This is a genomic window from Ruegeria sp. CF5 (assembly GCF_056537325.1).
On record NZ_JBQFRI010000001.1, the window covers coordinates 969,561 to 985,748 of the forward strand.

The following is a 16,188-nucleotide window of genomic DNA, read 5'->3' on the forward strand; positions in this document are numbered from 1 at the left end:
TTAAGCGAAGGTTGCGGCGTATTCTTCAATCGCAGCCTTGATCTTGTCGGAAGCGTCGCCCTTGATCTTGGGGTCTTCGTCCGTGATCCACTGAAGCAGATCCGCGTGCTTGCCACGCAGGTGCGCCAGCAGGCCAGCCTCGTAACGGCCAACGTCAGACACGTCGATCTTGTCCAGGTAACCGTTGGTACCGGCGAAGATGACGCAGACGATTTCCGCGTTGGTCAGCGGCGAGTACTGCGGCTGTTTCATCAGTTCGGTCAGACGTGCACCACGGTTCAGCAGCTGCTGGGTCGCGGCGTCGAGGTCGGAACCGAACTGCGCAAACGCAGCCATTTCGCGGTACTGAGCCAGTTCCAGTTTAACCGGACCGGCAACCGACTTCATCGAGTTGGTCTGAGCCGACGAGCCCACACGCGAAACCGACAGACCGGTGTTCACAGCGGGACGGATGCCCTGGTAGAACAGTTCGGTTTCAAGGAAGATCTGACCATCGGTGATCGAGATCACGTTGGTCGGAATAAACGCCGAAACGTCACCACCCTGAGTTTCGATAACCGGCAGAGCGGTCAGCGAACCAGCACCGAAGTCTTCGTTCAGCTTGGCCGAACGCTCCAGCAGGCGGGAGTGGAGGTAGAAAACGTCACCAGGATAGGCTTCACGTCCGGGCGGACGGCGAAGCAGCAGCGACATCTGACGATAGGACACAGCCTGTTTCGAAAGGTCATCATAGATGATCAGCGCGTGGCGGCCGTTGTCACGGAAGTATTCGGCCATCGCGGTCGCGGCGTAGGGCGCCAGGAACTGCATCGGAGCCGGGTCGGACGCGGTTGCGGCCACAACGATCGAGTAGTCGATCGCGCCGGACTCTTCCAGTTTCTTCACCAGCTGCGCAACGGTCGAACGCTTTTGACCGATCGCAACGTAAACGCAGTACAGTTTCTTCGACTCGTCGTCGCCTGCTGCGTCGTTGTAAACTTTCTGGTTCAGGATCGCGTCCAGAGCAACGGCGGTTTTACCAGTCTGACGGTCACCAATGATCAGCTCACGCTGGCCACGGCCAATCGGGATCATCGCGTCAACCGATTTCAGGCCGGTTGCCATCGGCTCGTGAACCGATTTACGCGGGATGATGCCGGGGGCTTTGACGTCTGCAACGCCACGCTTGGAGGCATTGATCGGGCCCTTGCCGTCCAGCGGGTTGCCCAGACCGTCAACAACGCGGCCCAGCAGTTCATCACCGATCGGAACGTCCACGATCGAGTTGGTGCGCTTAACAGTGTCACCTTCTTTGATGTCACGGTCGGAACCGAAGATAACGACACCGACGTTGTCGCTTTCCAGGTTCAGCGCCATACCCATGATGCCGCCGGGGAATTCGACCATTTCACCCGCTTGCACGTTGTCCAGGCCGTATACACGGGCAATCCCGTCACCGACGCTCAGCACGCGGCCGATCTCGGCCACTTCGGCTTCCTGACCAAAATTCTTGATCTGGTCCTTCAGGATTGCAGAAATCTCTGCAGCTTGGATTCCCATTTATCCGACCTCTTTCATTGCATTCTGTAGGGAGTTCAGCTTCGAACGGATCGAGCTATCGATCATCTTCGAGCCCACTTTAACGACAAGACCGCCGATGAGGCTTTCATCAACGGTCGCATTGATTGTCACGGTCTTGCCCACACGCTCGGACAGCGTCTTGGACAGTTTATCCAGTTGGGTCTTGGTCAGCGCCTTGGCCGAAGCAACATCCGCGGTCACTTCACCACGCTCGTCGGCCAGCATGTCGCGCAGAACCTGCACCAGCTGCGGCACGACGAACAGACGACGCTTTTGCGCCATCAGGCCCAGCGTGTTGCGCAGGATCGCGTGCAGACCCATCTTGTCAGCGACTGCTGTAATTGCGCCTTCTTGCTCTGCCCGGGAAACCAGAGGCGAGGCGATCAGGTCGCGCAGTTCGGCACTTTCGCCCAGTGCTGCTGCCAGATCGTTGATTCCGGTTTCCAGACCTGCAAGGTCATTATTCTCTTTAGCGATCTCGAAGATCGCGGTGGCATAGCGCTCGGCAATGCCTGTGGAAATCGAAGCTGGTTCGGACACGTCCACCCTTCCGATATTTGAGGCCCCGATTTTGAGTAGCGGCCGCTACTTTGGGGCGTGAGGAAACCCCGCCTATAAAGGCAGGGGATCAAAATCACCGGGGATGTAGCAGAGCCTATCCAACCTAGCAATATAATATAGCGGTAATGCACTTATCCCCAAATTGTTTTATTTCAATCACTTACACAAGGTGCGACCCTTTTTACCGGCCTGCGCACTTGAAAAATGTTACTGACTTGCAGGTTTTTGCGATTCCTGTGGCCAATATCACGCAATTTCGCTCCAGACTGGAAAGGATGATAAGTCCAAATCTGCGGCAAAAATCACGCGGGTTTCAGCAAGCCATCCAACGCTTTGATCGGCCGCCTTTCGACATCCTTCGTCACGTTACCTTTCGGCGGATGCACCCGTTTTCCGGCCTCGACCATCAGCACGCCGCCCGCCATGATAGTCGGAAGCCGCTGCCCGGTTTTCTCGATTAGACTGCCGGATTTGAGCCAGAACCGGCGAAAAGACGGGGGAAGATACAAGGCCGAGCAATGTTTTTCGGGCAGAAAATGGTGCGCCTTCAACTGCGTTTCCAACTGTGATGCCGTATAGGGCCGACCGTAGCCGAACGGCGTTTTGTCTGTCCGCGACCACAGCCCTGCACGATTGGGGACGACAAAGATTGCCCGCCCGCCCGGACCCAGAACGCGCCAGCATTCATCCAGCAGTTGGCTGGGCCGCTCCGAGGTTTCCAGCCCGTGCATCACCACCAGCTTGTCCACATGCCCGGTTTCGATGGGCCACATCGTCTCTTCCGTCAGGACCGAGACATTGGGCATCCCCGCAGGCCAGGGCATCACCCCCTGTGGGCCGGGCATCAGGCCGATCACACGGCGCGCCTCGGACAGGTAGGGGCGCAAAAGAGGCACCGCAAAGCCGAATCCTGCAACCGTCTGCCCCTTGGCCTCGGGCCAAATATCCACCAGCCGCCCGCGGATCGCCGCCTGCGCAGCACGGCCCAGCGTGCTGCGATAGTAGAAATTCCTCAGATCCTGCACATCGAGATGCATTGCGGACACCTGCTCAATCGGCTTAGCTGGGCGCAGTCTAGCAACGAAAGGGCAAAAGGCCATGCCTCTTGAGATCGTAACCATCCCATGTCTCAGCGATAACTACGCTTTTCTTGCGCATGATGCCAAAACCGGCGAGACGGCGTTGGTCGATGCGCCCGAGCCCGGCCCCATTCTGGCCGAGCTTGATGCGCGCGGTTGGCGCCTGAGCCATGTGCTGCTAACGCACCATCATTGGGATCACGTCGACGGGCTGGCGGGTATCCTGGAAAGACATCCAGCAAAAGTTGTCGGCGCGACCGCGGATGCGCACCGGCTGCCCCCGCTCGATTTGCAGGTTGCCGAAGGCGATACTTTTACCGTTGGGGGAGAAACGGTCGAGGTAATCGACGTGTCAGGGCATACGATCGGACACATCGCGTTCTATATTCCGGAAAGCAGCGTCGTGTTCACGGCAGACAGTCTGATGGCGCTCGGTTGCGGCAGGCTGTTCGAGGGCACCGGCCCCCAGATGTGGGCATCGCTGAGTAAACTGGCGGCCCTGCCGGACGACACGCTGGTTTGCTCGGGACACGAATACACGCAGTCGAACGGCAAATTTGCGGAAACAATCGAACCGGAGAACCCGGAATTGCAGAACCGGATCGCGCAGATCGCCCGCGCGCGCGCCGCCGGAGAGCCTACGGTGCCATCACTTTTGTCACTGGAAAAGGCGACAAACCCGTTTTTACGGGCTACAGAGCCCGGAATTCAGGCGAATCTGGGCATGAGCGGCGCTGATCCGGCTGCCGTTTTCACCGAAATCCGCGCCCGAAAAGACCGGTTTTAGGCCCTGTCAAGCCTTCCTCACGGCCACGGTCACAGGAAATGTGACTGTCAAGAGCAAGAAAACCCTTGAAGCCGGGGCCTGATCAACCAAACTCTAATAGTATGAGGACATGGTTGGGCTGGGGGTCTGACCGCATCTCGGTTACCCCCTTCCGACCCAAGACAGAGGAGCACCCGCGTGCCTTCATTCTCGAGCACACTGGAACAAGCCATTCACGCGGCCCTTGCAGCTGCGAACGAACGGCGGCACGAATTCGCAACGCTGGAGCATCTGCTGCTGGCGCTTTTGGAAGAACCGGACGCGGTCCGCGTCATGAAGGCGTGCAGCGTCAATCTGGACGAATTGCGCAGCACACTGATCGAATTCATCGACGAGGACCTGTCAAATCTGGTCACCGATATCGACGGGTCCGAGGCGGTGCCGACCGCTGCCTTCCAGCGCGTCATTCAGCGTGCGGCCATTCATGTGCAAAGTTCAGGCCGCACAGAGGTGACCGGGGCGAATGTTCTGGTTGCAATCTTTGCGGAGCGTGAAAGCAACGCCGCCTATTTCCTGCAGGAACAGGACATGACGCGGTACGACGCCGTGAACTTTATCGCGCATGGTGTTGCCAAGGATTCGGCCTATGGCGAAAGCCGCCCCGTAACCGGTGCCGATCAGGACGACGAAGAGGTACAGGCCACAGCCAGCGAATCTGAACAGAAGGAAAGCGCGCTTGGCAAATATTGCGTGGACCTGAACGCCAAGTCCCGCGCCGGTGACGTCGATCCGCTGATCGGTCGCGCGGACGAGGTGGAGCGCTGTATTCAGGTGTTGTGCCGCCGTCGCAAAAACAACCCGCTGCTGGTGGGCGATCCGGGCGTTGGCAAAACGGCCATCGCCGAAGGTCTTGCCTATAAGATCGTGCAGGGCGAGGCGCCCGATGTGCTGTCGGAAACCACCATCTACGCGCTGGACATGGGCGCGCTGCTGGCCGGAACGCGCTATCGCGGCGACTTTGAAGAGCGGCTCAAGGCCGTGGTGACCGAGCTGGAAGAGCATCCCGATGCGGTCCTCTTCATCGACGAGATTCACACGGTGATTGGCGCCGGAGCAACATCGGGCGGTGCGATGGACGCATCGAACCTGCTGAAACCTGCCCTGCAGGGCGGCAAGCTGCGTACAATGGGTTCCACCACCTACAAGGAATTCCGCCAGCACTTTGAAAAGGACCGCGCGCTGAGCCGTCGGTTCCAGAAGATCGACGTGAATGAACCTTCGGTCGAGGACAGCGTGAAAATTCTGCGCGGTCTGAAGCCCTATTTCGAAAAGCATCACGAGATCAAGTATACGGCGGACGCGATCAAGACCGCGGTGGAACTGTCTGCGCGGTACATCAATGACCGCAAGCTGCCTGACAAGGCCATCGACGTGATTGACGAGGCCGGTGCGGCACAGCATCTGGTCGCGGAAAGCAAGCGCCGCAAGACCATCGGCGTGAAAGAGATCGAGGCCGTCGTCGCCAAGATCGCCCGCATTCCGCCCAAGAACGTCACCAAGGACGATGCCGAAGTTCTGAAAGATCTTGAGGCTTCGCTGAAACGGGTGGTGTTCGGCCAGGATGTGGCCATCGAGGCCCTGTCGAGCGCCATCAAACTGGCGCGCGCCGGTCTGCGTGAGCCCGAAAAGCCCATCGGCAACTATCTGTTTGCCGGTCCGACCGGTGTGGGTAAAACCGAAGTGGCCAAGCAACTGGCCGATGCGCTGGGTGTGGAACTGCTGCGTTTCGACATGTCGGAATACATGGAGAAACACGCCGTCAGCCGCCTGATCGGCGCGCCTCCGGGCTATGTCGGGTTTGATCAGGGCGGCCTGTTGACCGACGGTGTGGACCAGCATCCGCATTGCGTGTTGCTGCTGGACGAGATCGAAAAGGCACATCCGGACGTGTTCAACATCCTGCTGCAGGTGATGGACCATGGTGAGTTGACCGATCACAACGGCCGCACCGTGAACTTCCGCAACGTGGTGCTGATCATGACCTCGAACGCAGGTGCGGCAGAGCAGGCGAAATCCGCCATCGGCTTTGGCCGCGACCGTCGCGAGGGCGAGGATACCGCTGCCATCGAACGCATGTTCACGCCGGAATTCCGCAACCGTCTGGACGCGGTGATTTCCTTTGCTCCGTTGCCGAAAGAGGTCATCCTGCAGGTTGTCGAAAAGTTCGTACTGCAGCTTGAGGCGCAATTGCTGGATCGCGGTGTAACCATCGACCTGACGCCCAAAGCGGCCGAATGGCTGGCCGACAAGGGATATGACGACAAGATGGGCGCCCGCCCGCTGGGTCGTGTAATTCAGGAAAACATCAAGAAGCCTCTGGCCGAGGAACTGCTGTTCGGCAAGCTGGCCAAAGGTGGGGTGGTCCGCGTTTCGGTCAAGGACGGCGATCTGGACCTGGAAATCCTCGGCCCCGACCAACGCCGCATTCCGGGCGACAGGCCGCCGTTGCTGACAGCGGACTGATCGGAATACTAAAAACAGACAAGAGCGCCCGCCTTTATCAGGCGGGCGTTTTTCTGAGCGAATACAGAAAGGGCGCAATCCATGCGTAAGATTGGAGCGTTGGTTTTCCCGGGCTTCGAATTGCTTGATGTATTTGGCCCGATGGAAATGTTCGGCCTTCTGACTGATGATTTCAGCCTTGAACTGGTTTCGGAAACTCCGGGTCCCGTCGAAAGCAACCAAAAGCTGTCAGCCTATGCAGGCACATCCATTGACGACGGACACGGGTACGACATCCTGTTCGTCCCCGGAGGTGCGGGGACGCGTCGGGAGGTCGGGAACACACGTTTGCTGGATTGGATCGCGCGAGCATCCGACAATGCCGAATTTACCCTGAGTGTCTGCACCGGCAGCGCCCTGCTGGCCAAGGCCGGTGTGTTGAACAACAGACGGGCCACGACAAACAAAGCTGCGTTCTCGTGGGTTTGCGAGCAAGGCCCCGAAGTTGAATGGGTCCCTCAGGCGCGTTGGGTCGAAGACGGGGCATTCTTGACTTCGTCAGGTGTATCCGCAGGCATGGATATGGCGCTGGGAGCTATAGCGAACATGCATGGCGAAGAGGTCGCCGAAAAGGTGTCGGTATGGTGCGAATATTCATGGCACAAGGACAAGACCCGTGATCCGTTCGCGGAAATCCACGGGCTGGTTTGACCAACCGTGTACATGTGCGCCCTATTTCTCGGTCAGCTTCAACTCGATCCGCCGGTTTTGCGCGCGTGCTTCCGGTGTGTTGTCCGTGTTGACGGGTTGGAATTCTCCGAACCCGTTGGCCGCCAGCCTGTTGGGCGGAATGCCCAGTGCATCGACCATATAGCGGACAACGGACAAAGCGCGGCCCTGGCTGAGTTCCCAGTTATCCCGGTAACGGCCCCCGCCTGAAACCGGAATGTTGTCAGTGTGGCCATCAACCCGGATCACCCAGTTGATCCCGGCGGGTATCTCGACCGCGACGCTGCGCAGAATGTTGGCAACCTTGGCGACCTCAAGTCGGCCCTCAGGCGAAAGAACGGCAGAACCGGGGTCGAACAGTACCTCTGATGAGAAAACGAAACGGTCGCCTTCGATGCGCACACCTTCCTGTTCACCCAGAACCTCGCGCAGGCGGCCGAAGAATTCGGACCTGTAACGCTGCAGATCTTCTGCCTGAGCCGCCAGTTCCTGATTCTGGCCTGCCAACTCAATGGCCTCGGCCTCCAGCCTCTTCCGCTCGGCTTCTTCCAGCAGGCGGCGCTTGCGCTCCTCAGATGCCGCACGCGCCAGAGCCGAATTCAGGTTCTGCCCAAGGGTCTGGATCTGAACTTCGGCGGCCTCATTGCGGGCCTCGTAGTCATCCAGCAGAGCCTGCAACGATCCCAATTGACCCCGCAAAGCGGCAATCTGTTGATTAAGCAGCGCGGTTTCACGTTGGGCCTTGGCCGATATCTCTTTTTCTTGCGCAATCGTTTCGCGGGCGATGGACAGCAGGGCCTCACGTTCCTCGGCCAGAGTTTTCTGACCCGCGGCCTGGGTTTCCGCCTCGGTTTGTGCGGCCAATGCGGCGCTTAGCTGCGCTTTCAGCTCCTCGGTGTTGAGCTCGCCGAATTGCCGTTCCAGTTCCGCCTTCGCGGCCTGCGCGGCGGCCAGCAAGGTCAGGGTCTCTTCGGCCTCCTTGCGCTGCGCCTCGAGTGCAAGGGTCATGGCGGTCAGTTCCGCATCGGCGTTCTGCAACCTGTTGCGCAAGGCCTCGGCAGCGGCGGCTTCGGCCAGTTTTGCGGCCTCTTCTTCGCTTAGTTGCTGTTCCAGTTCGGTTATCTGCGCAGCGCGGGTTTCCCCGCTTTGCTCCAGATCGGCCACCATCGCCTCCAACGCTTCGCGCCGGGCGGCGGCCAGACGGGCGGCTTCGACCTGTGCGTCGATCTCGTCCCGGCTTTGGGCAAGGGCGAGGTTCAGCGCCTCCTGCTCGGACAAAAGCTGGTCGCGTTGGGTTTCAAGGGAGGCTATGTTCCCTAGTGCGCGTTCCTGATCGGCCAGTAGCGCCGCCACCTGTGCCTCAAAGCCGGTGATGCGGGTTCGGGCCTGATCCAGCGCAGCAGCCTGCTGATCCCGTTCCGAGGTCAGCGCCGCAATCACCGACTGCGCCTGCGCCAGATCGTCCTCGGCCTGCGTCAGGGTCGTGCTCAGCGCCCCGAGGCGCGCTTGCAGGCGGCTGCTTTCGCGTTGTTCCAGCCCCAGTGCATCGGCCAGCGCAGCGACCTCGTCCGACAGGGCGGTCAATTCGTCCTCTTGGCCTGAAATCGTTTCGCGCAGCACAAACTGGACCACCATGAAGATGGTCAGGACAAAAGTCAGCACCATCAGAAGCCCTGTCATCGCATCAACGAATCCGGGCCAGACCGAGCCCTGAAAACGTTGACCTGTGCGCCGGGACAGGGCCATCCGTTACTCTCCTTCCGGCGCAGTCCGGACCGCGCCCCGAGGCAGCGACAGCGCCTTGACCAACAGTTCGATATCCTTGCGCAATTCGATCATGCTTTCCTGACGGCCCGCGGAAATCTCTTCGAGAATACGCAGCAACTGCACATCCATAGACCGCAACCGCATCCGGCTTTCGGCATCAATTCCGCCGTCGCCCGCACCATGCTCACGCATGTGATCCAGCAGGGCATCCTGACCCAGGGCCACACGATCCAAAGCGGCCGTGACGCCTTCGGTGTCCGATTGACGAAGATTCATCTGCCCGATCGTTTCAATCAGCTCGCTCAGTCTGGCCGAGACCTCCGCCTTATCCGCGTCGTTGTTGGCGAACATGATCTGCAGCGCATCCATCTGTTCCGACATGGCATCCAGCACTGGGGTCAGGACTGCCAGTTCCGCACCGCCTTCGTCACCAGAGGAAAATCCGACGCGGGTGATGGTGGACAACCATTCCTCAAGCTCGCGGTAAAAACGGTTCTGGCCATGCCCGGCAAACAGCTCCAGCAAGCCTACGATCAAAGATCCGGCAAGACCCAATAGTGACGATCCGAACGCGACGCCCATGCCCTGCAGTTGCGCCTCAAGCCCGGTCATCAGCCGGTTGAATACGGCCAAACCTTCCTCGCCTTCCTGCGGGTTCAGGCTGCGGATTGTGTCGACGATTGCGGGTACGGTGGTGGCAAGGCCAAAGAACGTGCCCAGCAACCCGAGATAGATCAGAACATTGGTAATATAGCGCGTGATCTCACGCTCTTCCTCGACGCGTTCGGCCACCGAATCGAGGATTGACCGCGTTGAATGAGAGCTGATCTGCATCCGTGCGCCACGCGCCCGCAGAAGCGACGCCAGAGGGGCCAGCAATTGCGGCGGTCTGGTATCATCACGTTCCACCCCACCGACAAAGGCCTCGATCCAGCGGACCGACCCGATAAGCTGTGTCACCTGATAGAAACAGGCCAGCACACCGATGACAAAGACCAGTAGGATGAAACCATTCAGATAAGGGTTCGCCTGAAACACCGGCAGCACGTAGGGAAGCGCGACAAAGACCCCCAGACCCGAAAGCCCGATTGCGATCAGCATCATTGCGATTTGCCTGATCGGTTGCGAGAAATGCGGTCTCGCGTCCTGGTGTGCCTGCGCCATGCGCCCGGTTCCTGGTTTTGCCTGCTCTTGGGCCAAACCTATCGAAATTACACCGGTGACGCCAAGGGTTTATGCGGTCAGGTTCCGCACCCGTTCTGACAGCCACTCCAGATCCGGGTCGCGCAATCCGATTTCAGACAGATGCTCGGCCGTATTATAAAGGTATTCGGTATTGGGTCCCCTGCCGCCAACCGCCGTCGCAATAATGCCTGCCTGTTCTTCCAGGGGCATGCCGCCACAATATTGAACATGGTGCGGGTCGATCACATAAGTGACCGCATTCACCACCTCACCGCTTTCCAGATGCACGTCCAGCATGCGTTCCAGATAGGCCGAGGAGATCAGCTCACGCTCGCGCAGTTCGTCCAGCGTTCGTTCCTCATGCCCGGCTTCGACAGACAAGGCCAGTCCCTTGCAATGAGTGCCGTCCTGTTCGTCCAGCGCCAGCACAAGGCCCGGATGTTCCTCGGTGCCGCGATGGTGGATCGAGCTCATGCAGAAAGATCGGGCATATCCATGCAGGGTTGCGCGTTCGCTGCGCGCCACCGGAAAGCCGGGGTTCCACAGCAGCGATCCATAACCGAATACCCACATAGTCATTGCACTGGTCCTTGCCCGTTTGCGCCTATAAACATCAATTCCGAGGCAGGAAAAAGGGCCATTCATCATGAGCCGTCTTTTACGAGTTATCGTTTTTATCGCCGTCGCATGGAGCGCCTATTGGTTCGTTGCCGGATATGGCCTGCGCACGGCACTGACAAACTGGTTCGACAGACAGCAGGAAAAGGGATGGCAGGCCGATTTTTCCGAAGTTGCAACAGCGGGTTACCCAACCCACCATGTTACCCGGCTGGACTACCCTGCACTTGCGGATCCGGTAAACGGCACCGCCTGGAGCGCGGACTGGATAGAGTTTGAAAGCCCCTCGATCTGGCCCGGCCGACAGGTTCTGCGATTTGCAGACACGCCGCAGCTGTTGTCCTATTTCGATCAAACCGCCACCGTCGAGGCCAGCGACATGCAGGCTGAGTTGCAGTTGCAGCCGGGTATCGCGTTGGTTCTGGAGAAGATGGCGCTGACGTCGGGCGCGTGGACAATCACGGACCAGGCCGAGCTGTTGGCGGGCGGCAGCAACCTGAACCTGATTATGACGCAGACCGATATGCCGGAAACCTACGTGATCTCGGCGACGATCGATGCGTTTACACCCGGTGATGACCTGCGCCGACTGATGCAATCCGCCACCTCGCTACCGCAGGAGTTCGAGACGCTTGAACTCGACATGACCGTGGAGTTTGACAAGCCGTGGGATCGTTCCGGGCTGGAGGAACGCCGCCCCCAACCCGTGACCATCGATCTGAGGTTGGCCGAGATGAAGTGGGGCGAATTGCGTCTGTTCGCCACCGGTGATCTGGAAGTGGATGCGCAAGGCATCCCGACCGGTGAGATTGCGATCAAGGCGGAAAACTGGCGGGACATGATTTCGATGGCGAACGCCGCCGGCGCATTACCTGATCAGGCAGTCGATCCGGTCACGCGGGCATTATCCCTGCTGGCCGGGCTTGGCGGCAACCCCAATGCGCTGGACCTGCAGTTGAATTTCCGCGACGGGTTCGTGGCGCTGGGGCCCCTGCCCCTTGGCCCTGCCCCTCGCCTGATACTGCGCTGAGCTTAGCGGCAATAAGGTCCGCCACGATGGCGCGCGGTGTCCAGATGGAAGTGATCCCTGTGATAACCATCTGAATTCGGGCCCAGAACCGTTCCAAACGGGCCGCAGGCACCGCGCCACACCTTTTGCAGCAGCTTGCGGGACGGGTTACGTTTCCAGCCTTCCTGAACCGTCAGCACCTCGCCATCCATCATCTTGAAGGCCGAAATGTCGATGGCGCGACCTTTGCCGTGTTCCGATATCCGGGCGCCCTTGCGGTTGTTCCGTGTGCGGCAGGCGTAGTGCGCGGCCACTTTCAGCTCAACCACGGGACCGCGCCGGCGAAAGGTGGGTTTGACGGTGCGCTCGACCCATTTGTTCAGCGCCTCAGCCGTGCCGCAATCCATCATGGACGGGCGGCTGAGCAGGACACCGGACACGGATTTGACCTCGACCGCATCCTTGATGCCGCAGGCCTTGATACGCCCGGGGACGTTACCGACTTTTTCGCCCTGAATTTCAACATTCCCGCAAACCGAAGATTTGCGCAGCCGCCGCTTTTTGAAGAACACTTCCTGTTCCAGAGACTCGGGGCGCAAATACGGATGCAGGGAAACGTCCGGCCCCAGAAACGGCAGGTCAGCCGGGCGGGCAGCGGCCAGAATTGCCTGAGGCGATTGTGGCCGCAGGCTGGGGCGCAACCGCGAAGCCTGTGCAACAACGGCAACGGTGTCCACCGCAACCGCGCTTGCGGCGGCGACCAGCGCCGCGTCCGGCTGCGTTCGCGCAACGGGAAACAATGAGGTCTCGGGAGGTGCGGCAGAACTTGCCGTCATGCAAACCGTTGCCAAACCGATCAGCGCACTTCCCCAGACCTTTTTCATGTCTTGGCTTTCCCCCGGCCAAAATCCGGCGCATCCGTGTCCTGCCCGGCATCGATGATCCCGCGACGGATGGCCCTTGTGCGGCTGAAATACTCGAACAACAGCTCGCCGTCACCCGTTCTTATTGCGCGTTGCAGGGCGAACAGTTCCTCGGTGAAGCGGCCCAGAATTTCCAGCGTCGCGTCCTTGTTGGTCAGAAAAACGTCGCGCCACATGGTGGGATCGGATGCAGCGATGCGGGTGAAATCACGGAAACCCGCGGCGGAATACTTGATCACCTCGCTATCGGTCACCCGGCGCAGATCATCCGCGACGCCAACCATGGTATAGGCGATCAGGTGCGGTGCGTGTGAGGTGACGGCCAGAACAAGATCGTGGCGTTCAACTTCCATTTCCTCGACATTGGCTCCCATGCCCTCCCACAGCGCGCGCAGGTTGGCGACCGCTTGTGGGTCAGAGCCCTCGACCGGCACAAGCAGACACCAGCGATTGTCGAACAATTCGGCAAAACCGGATTCGGGGCCGGAATGTTCGGTGCCCGCCAGCGGGTGCGCGGGAACGAAATGAACCCCGGCAGGAATATGAGGCTGCACCGCATCGACAACGTGACTTTTGACCGAGCCCACGTCCGTAACCGTCGCGCCGGGTTTCAGCGCTGTTGATATGTCGGCTGCAACGGCCCCCATCGCCCCAACCGGCACACAAAGCACCACAAGATCAGCCCCTTCGACCGCTTCGCGGGCAGTGTCGCAAACGCGGTCGCACAATCCGATACGTCGGGCGGTTTCACGTGTGGCCTCGGATCGGGCATAACCCGTAACCTCGCCTGCCAGACCGGCACGTTTGATTGCCCAGAACATCGACGATGCGATCAGACCTAGCCCGATCAGCGCCACACGGTCATAAATCTGGCTCATGCGGCGCCCCCTTTGAACGCGGTAATGGCCGCTACGATCCGGCGGCAGGCTTCTTCGTCGCCAACGGTGATACGCAGCGCGTTCGGCAGGTTGTAGCCCGCAACGCGGCGCACGATCAAACCCTTAAATTGCAGGTAGTTGTCACAAGCCTCGGCCTCGGCCTGATCGGCAAAGCGAGCAAGGATGAAATTCGTGCAGGACGGATCCGAAGGCACGCCAATCGCGGCAAGACTTTCCGAAAGCCATACCCGCAATCTGGCGTTTTCAGAGCGGCAGAATTCAACGTATTCGACATCGCGCACTGCCGCTTCGGCCGCATCCAGCGCGGTGGAGGACAGGTTGAAGGGCTGGCGGACCCGATTCAGTACGTCAATGATTTCCTTTTGCGCATAGCCCCAACCGACCCGCATGCCACCAAGCCCGTAGATCTTGGAAAACGTGCGCGTCATGATGACGTTTTCAAAACCATCAACAACTGATGCACCACCATCAAAGCCATCAACAAATTCGGCATAGGCGCCATCCAGAACCATCAGGCAATGCGATGGCAACGCACCCGCCAGACGCTCCAGTTCCGCTGTGGAAATCATCGTCGAGGTCGGGTTGCCCGGGTTTGTCACAAACACGATTCGAGTTTGACCGGTAACTGCTGCGAGGATTGCATCGACATCGACCTTGCGGTCGCGCTCGGCCACCATGACAGGAGTTGCCCCTGCCATGCGGGCGATGATCGGATACATGGAAAACCCGTGCTCGGTATAGATCACCTCATCCCCTGGCCCTGCATAAGCCTGCGCCACGAATTGCAGAACCTCGTCGCTGCCGACACCGCAGACGATCCGATCGGGGTCCAGCCCGTGGCGCTCGCCGATCGCCGCGCGCAGGCTGTAGTGATCGGTGCCCGGGTAACGATGCAGATTGGCGGCACTTTCGCGCACGGCATCAATCGCGCGGGGGCTGGGGCCAAAGGGGTTTTCGTTCGAACTCAGCTTGATGACATTGGCCACGCCTTCCACATGGGACTTGCCGCCCTGATAAAGGGCGATGTCCATGATGCCGGGCTGTGGGGTAATCTTGTTCATGAAGGGGCTCCTTGGATGAGCCCCTATTAACGATCTGCACGCGTTCAGAAAAGCGGCAATTCCCTCAGGCGGCCTTGAATCGGGCAGTGACGGGGTCAGCGGCATAGAAAGGCGCAAATTCCTCGGTCCGCTGGGACAGGTCATTGACGCTGTCGATGATGAACTGGACGGTTTCCTCGCTCATCAGATAGGAAAAGTTCAGGCGCACCCAGCCCGGTTTCTTCAGTTCCTCCCCTGCGGACAGGGCCGCGTGCAAAGCCTCGGACGTGGGGCGGTCAATGCCAAGAAGGCGGTGCGCATATGGACCTGCACAGGCACATCCGCCCCGTGCCTGAATGCCATAGATGTCGCTTAGCATCCGGGTGAACAGCTGCTGGTGCACCGGTTGTCCTGCCTTGTCCCGCACGAGGAAGGAAAAGATCGGCAATCTGTGTGACGAATTGGTACCCAGCAGAGTCAGGTGCGGGTTGTTCGCCCAGCCTTCCAGCGCCATTCGGTTGTGCTGCGCCTCGCGTTTCGCGATCTCGTCCGCGCCCACAACGTCCTTGACGATGAAAGCCAGAGCGGCACGGATATCGCCGATAACATTTGGGGTTCCAGCCTCTTCCCGCGTCGCCAGATCGTCACTGTAGTCGTGCCGCCAGGGCGAAACAAAGCTGACGGTGCCACCGCCCGGCCAGCTGGGTCGCTGGCGCTTTACCGCATTCTGGTTGACGACAAGAACACCCGACGCCCCCGGACCACCGGGAAATTTGTGCGGGGAAACCACGATGGCATCCTTGCGGGCATCTTCGGGCCCCATATCCATGGGCAGGTACGGGCCACCACCCGCATAATCCCAGACGGCGTGCGCGCCATGTTTTTTCAGCATCCGGGTAACAGGGTCGGGATCGGTAATGATCCCGGTCACGTTGGATGCGGCCGAAAACGATCCGATCAGAAGGTCGGATTCCGCGTTGGTGATCAACGCCGCCTCGAGCGCCTGCAAATCCGGACCGCCCTGCGGTGCTTCGGGAATTTCGATCACCTGTGCCTTGCTTTCCCGCCAGGGCAGGATGTTGGAATGATGTTCATAAGGTCCGATCAAGACAACCGGCCGGTCAGCCCCTTCCATTCCGAGTATACTGACCAGCCGGTTGAGCCCTGCAGTGGCGCCCGACCCGGTGAAGATCACCGCGTCGTCTCCCCTCGCGCCAACAATGCGGGCGATTTCATTGCGTGCTTCGCGCCGCAACCGCGTGATGTAGGAACCGCAATAGGAGGCTTCGGTGTGGCTGTTGGCATAAAACGGCAACACATGCCCGGCTACAAAGTCCTCGACCTGCTGCAACGCGCGGCCCGAAGCAACGTAATCCGCATACACAAGCGGTACGTCCCCGTGCAGACCTGGGATGAGAATGTTCTCACCAATCAATCCATTACGCAGACTGTCATCGTGAGTGGCGGTTTCAATCGCTGCGCGAAACTTGGAAAGGGTCATGTCACGGGCTCCTTACTGTTCTTTAAATATGATTGACGGAACCCGAGGA

The 16,188-nt window shown here is 59.5% G+C and carries 14 protein-coding genes; 4 read left to right on the forward strand and 10 right to left on the reverse strand.

What is annotated here, in order from left to right; translation table 11 throughout:
* From atpA to ACR0NW_RS04685, 3 genes are all read right to left on the reverse strand, one after another.
* Entirely contained in the window at positions 1 to 1,539 is a 1,539-nt protein-coding gene (gene atpA / locus ACR0NW_RS04675) for a F0F1 ATP synthase subunit alpha (protein ID WP_480448635.1), read from the reverse strand.
* Positions 1,540 to 2,100, reverse strand: coding sequence for a F0F1 ATP synthase subunit delta (locus ACR0NW_RS04680; RefSeq protein WP_170651019.1), 561 nt, complete (start codon positions 2,098 to 2,100; stop codon positions 1,540 to 1,542). It lies immediately after the preceding gene.
* Positions 2,101 to 2,423: 323 nt separating this feature from the next.
* A complete protein-coding gene (locus tag ACR0NW_RS04685; protein WP_480448634.1) occupies positions 2,424 to 3,158 on the reverse strand; it encodes a class I SAM-dependent methyltransferase in 735 nt (244 codons plus the stop codon).
* A 61-nt stretch (positions 3,159 to 3,219) separates the two neighbouring features.
* Here ACR0NW_RS04685 and gloB point away from each other — a divergent pair, with 61 nt between their 5' ends.
* From gloB to ACR0NW_RS04700, 3 genes are all read left to right on the forward strand, one after another.
* Complete coding sequence (gene gloB, locus ACR0NW_RS04690; protein WP_480448632.1) at positions 3,220 to 3,987, forward strand: hydroxyacylglutathione hydrolase; 768 nt, start codon at positions 3,220 to 3,222, stop codon at positions 3,985 to 3,987.
* A 177-nt stretch (positions 3,988 to 4,164) separates the two neighbouring features.
* A complete protein-coding gene (clpA, locus tag ACR0NW_RS04695) occupies positions 4,165 to 6,489 on the forward strand; it encodes an ATP-dependent Clp protease ATP-binding subunit ClpA (protein ID WP_170651022.1) in 2,325 nt (774 codons plus the stop codon).
* 81 nt (positions 6,490 to 6,570) lie between these two features.
* Entirely contained in the window at positions 6,571 to 7,179 is a 609-nt protein-coding gene (locus ACR0NW_RS04700) for a DJ-1/PfpI family protein (RefSeq protein ID WP_480448631.1), read from the forward strand.
* Positions 7,180 to 7,200: 21 nt separating this feature from the next.
* Here the strand turns inward: ACR0NW_RS04700 and ACR0NW_RS04705 are convergent, their stop codons facing one another.
* The 3 genes from ACR0NW_RS04705 to ACR0NW_RS04715 form a co-directional block, all read right to left on the reverse strand.
* Complete coding sequence (locus tag ACR0NW_RS04705) at positions 7,201 to 8,943, reverse strand: peptidoglycan -binding protein (RefSeq protein ID WP_480448630.1); 1,743 nt, start codon at positions 8,941 to 8,943, stop codon at positions 7,201 to 7,203.
* Between the two features lie 3 nt (positions 8,944 to 8,946).
* On the reverse strand, positions 8,947 to 10,128 hold the full coding sequence (locus ACR0NW_RS04710) for a biopolymer transporter ExbB (protein WP_480448628.1): 1,182 nt from the start codon (positions 10,126 to 10,128) through the stop codon (positions 8,947 to 8,949).
* Positions 10,129 to 10,197: 69 nt separating this feature from the next.
* Positions 10,198 to 10,728: a gamma-glutamylcyclotransferase gene (locus ACR0NW_RS04715; RefSeq protein ID WP_170651026.1), complete on the reverse strand. Its 531-nt coding sequence runs from the start codon at positions 10,726 to 10,728 to the stop codon at positions 10,198 to 10,200.
* Between the two features lie 67 nt (positions 10,729 to 10,795).
* On the opposite strand from ACR0NW_RS04715, the gene ACR0NW_RS04720 reads away from it, so the two are divergent.
* Positions 10,796 to 11,797: a DUF2125 domain-containing protein gene (locus ACR0NW_RS04720; RefSeq protein ID WP_480448627.1), complete on the forward strand. Its 1,002-nt coding sequence runs from the start codon at positions 10,796 to 10,798 to the stop codon at positions 11,795 to 11,797.
* 2 nt (positions 11,798 to 11,799) lie between these two features.
* Here ACR0NW_RS04720 and ACR0NW_RS04725 read toward each other — a convergent pair whose 3' ends face one another.
* The 4 genes from ACR0NW_RS04725 to ACR0NW_RS04740 all read right to left on the reverse strand — a co-directional run bounded on the left by ACR0NW_RS04725 (position 11,800) and on the right by ACR0NW_RS04740 (position 16,139).
* Positions 11,800 to 12,660 carry an extensin-like domain-containing protein gene (locus ACR0NW_RS04725; RefSeq protein WP_480448626.1) on the reverse strand — a complete coding sequence of 287 codons (861 nt, stop codon included), beginning with the start codon at positions 12,658 to 12,660 and terminating at the stop codon, positions 11,800 to 11,802.
* Complete coding sequence (locus ACR0NW_RS04730) at positions 12,657 to 13,577, reverse strand: prephenate/arogenate dehydrogenase family protein (protein ID WP_480448625.1); 921 nt, start codon at positions 13,575 to 13,577, stop codon at positions 12,657 to 12,659. Before ACR0NW_RS04730 ends, ACR0NW_RS04725 begins: the two co-directional genes overlap by 4 nt.
* Positions 13,574 to 14,659: a histidinol-phosphate transaminase gene (hisC, locus tag ACR0NW_RS04735; protein WP_480448624.1), complete on the reverse strand. Its 1,086-nt coding sequence runs from the start codon at positions 14,657 to 14,659 to the stop codon at positions 13,574 to 13,576. Before hisC ends, ACR0NW_RS04730 begins: the two co-directional genes overlap by 4 nt.
* A 64-nt stretch (positions 14,660 to 14,723) precedes the next feature.
* Entirely contained in the window at positions 14,724 to 16,139 is a 1,416-nt protein-coding gene (locus ACR0NW_RS04740) for an aminotransferase class V-fold PLP-dependent enzyme (protein ID WP_480448623.1), read from the reverse strand.
* Positions 16,140 to 16,188 lie beyond the last annotated feature (49 nt).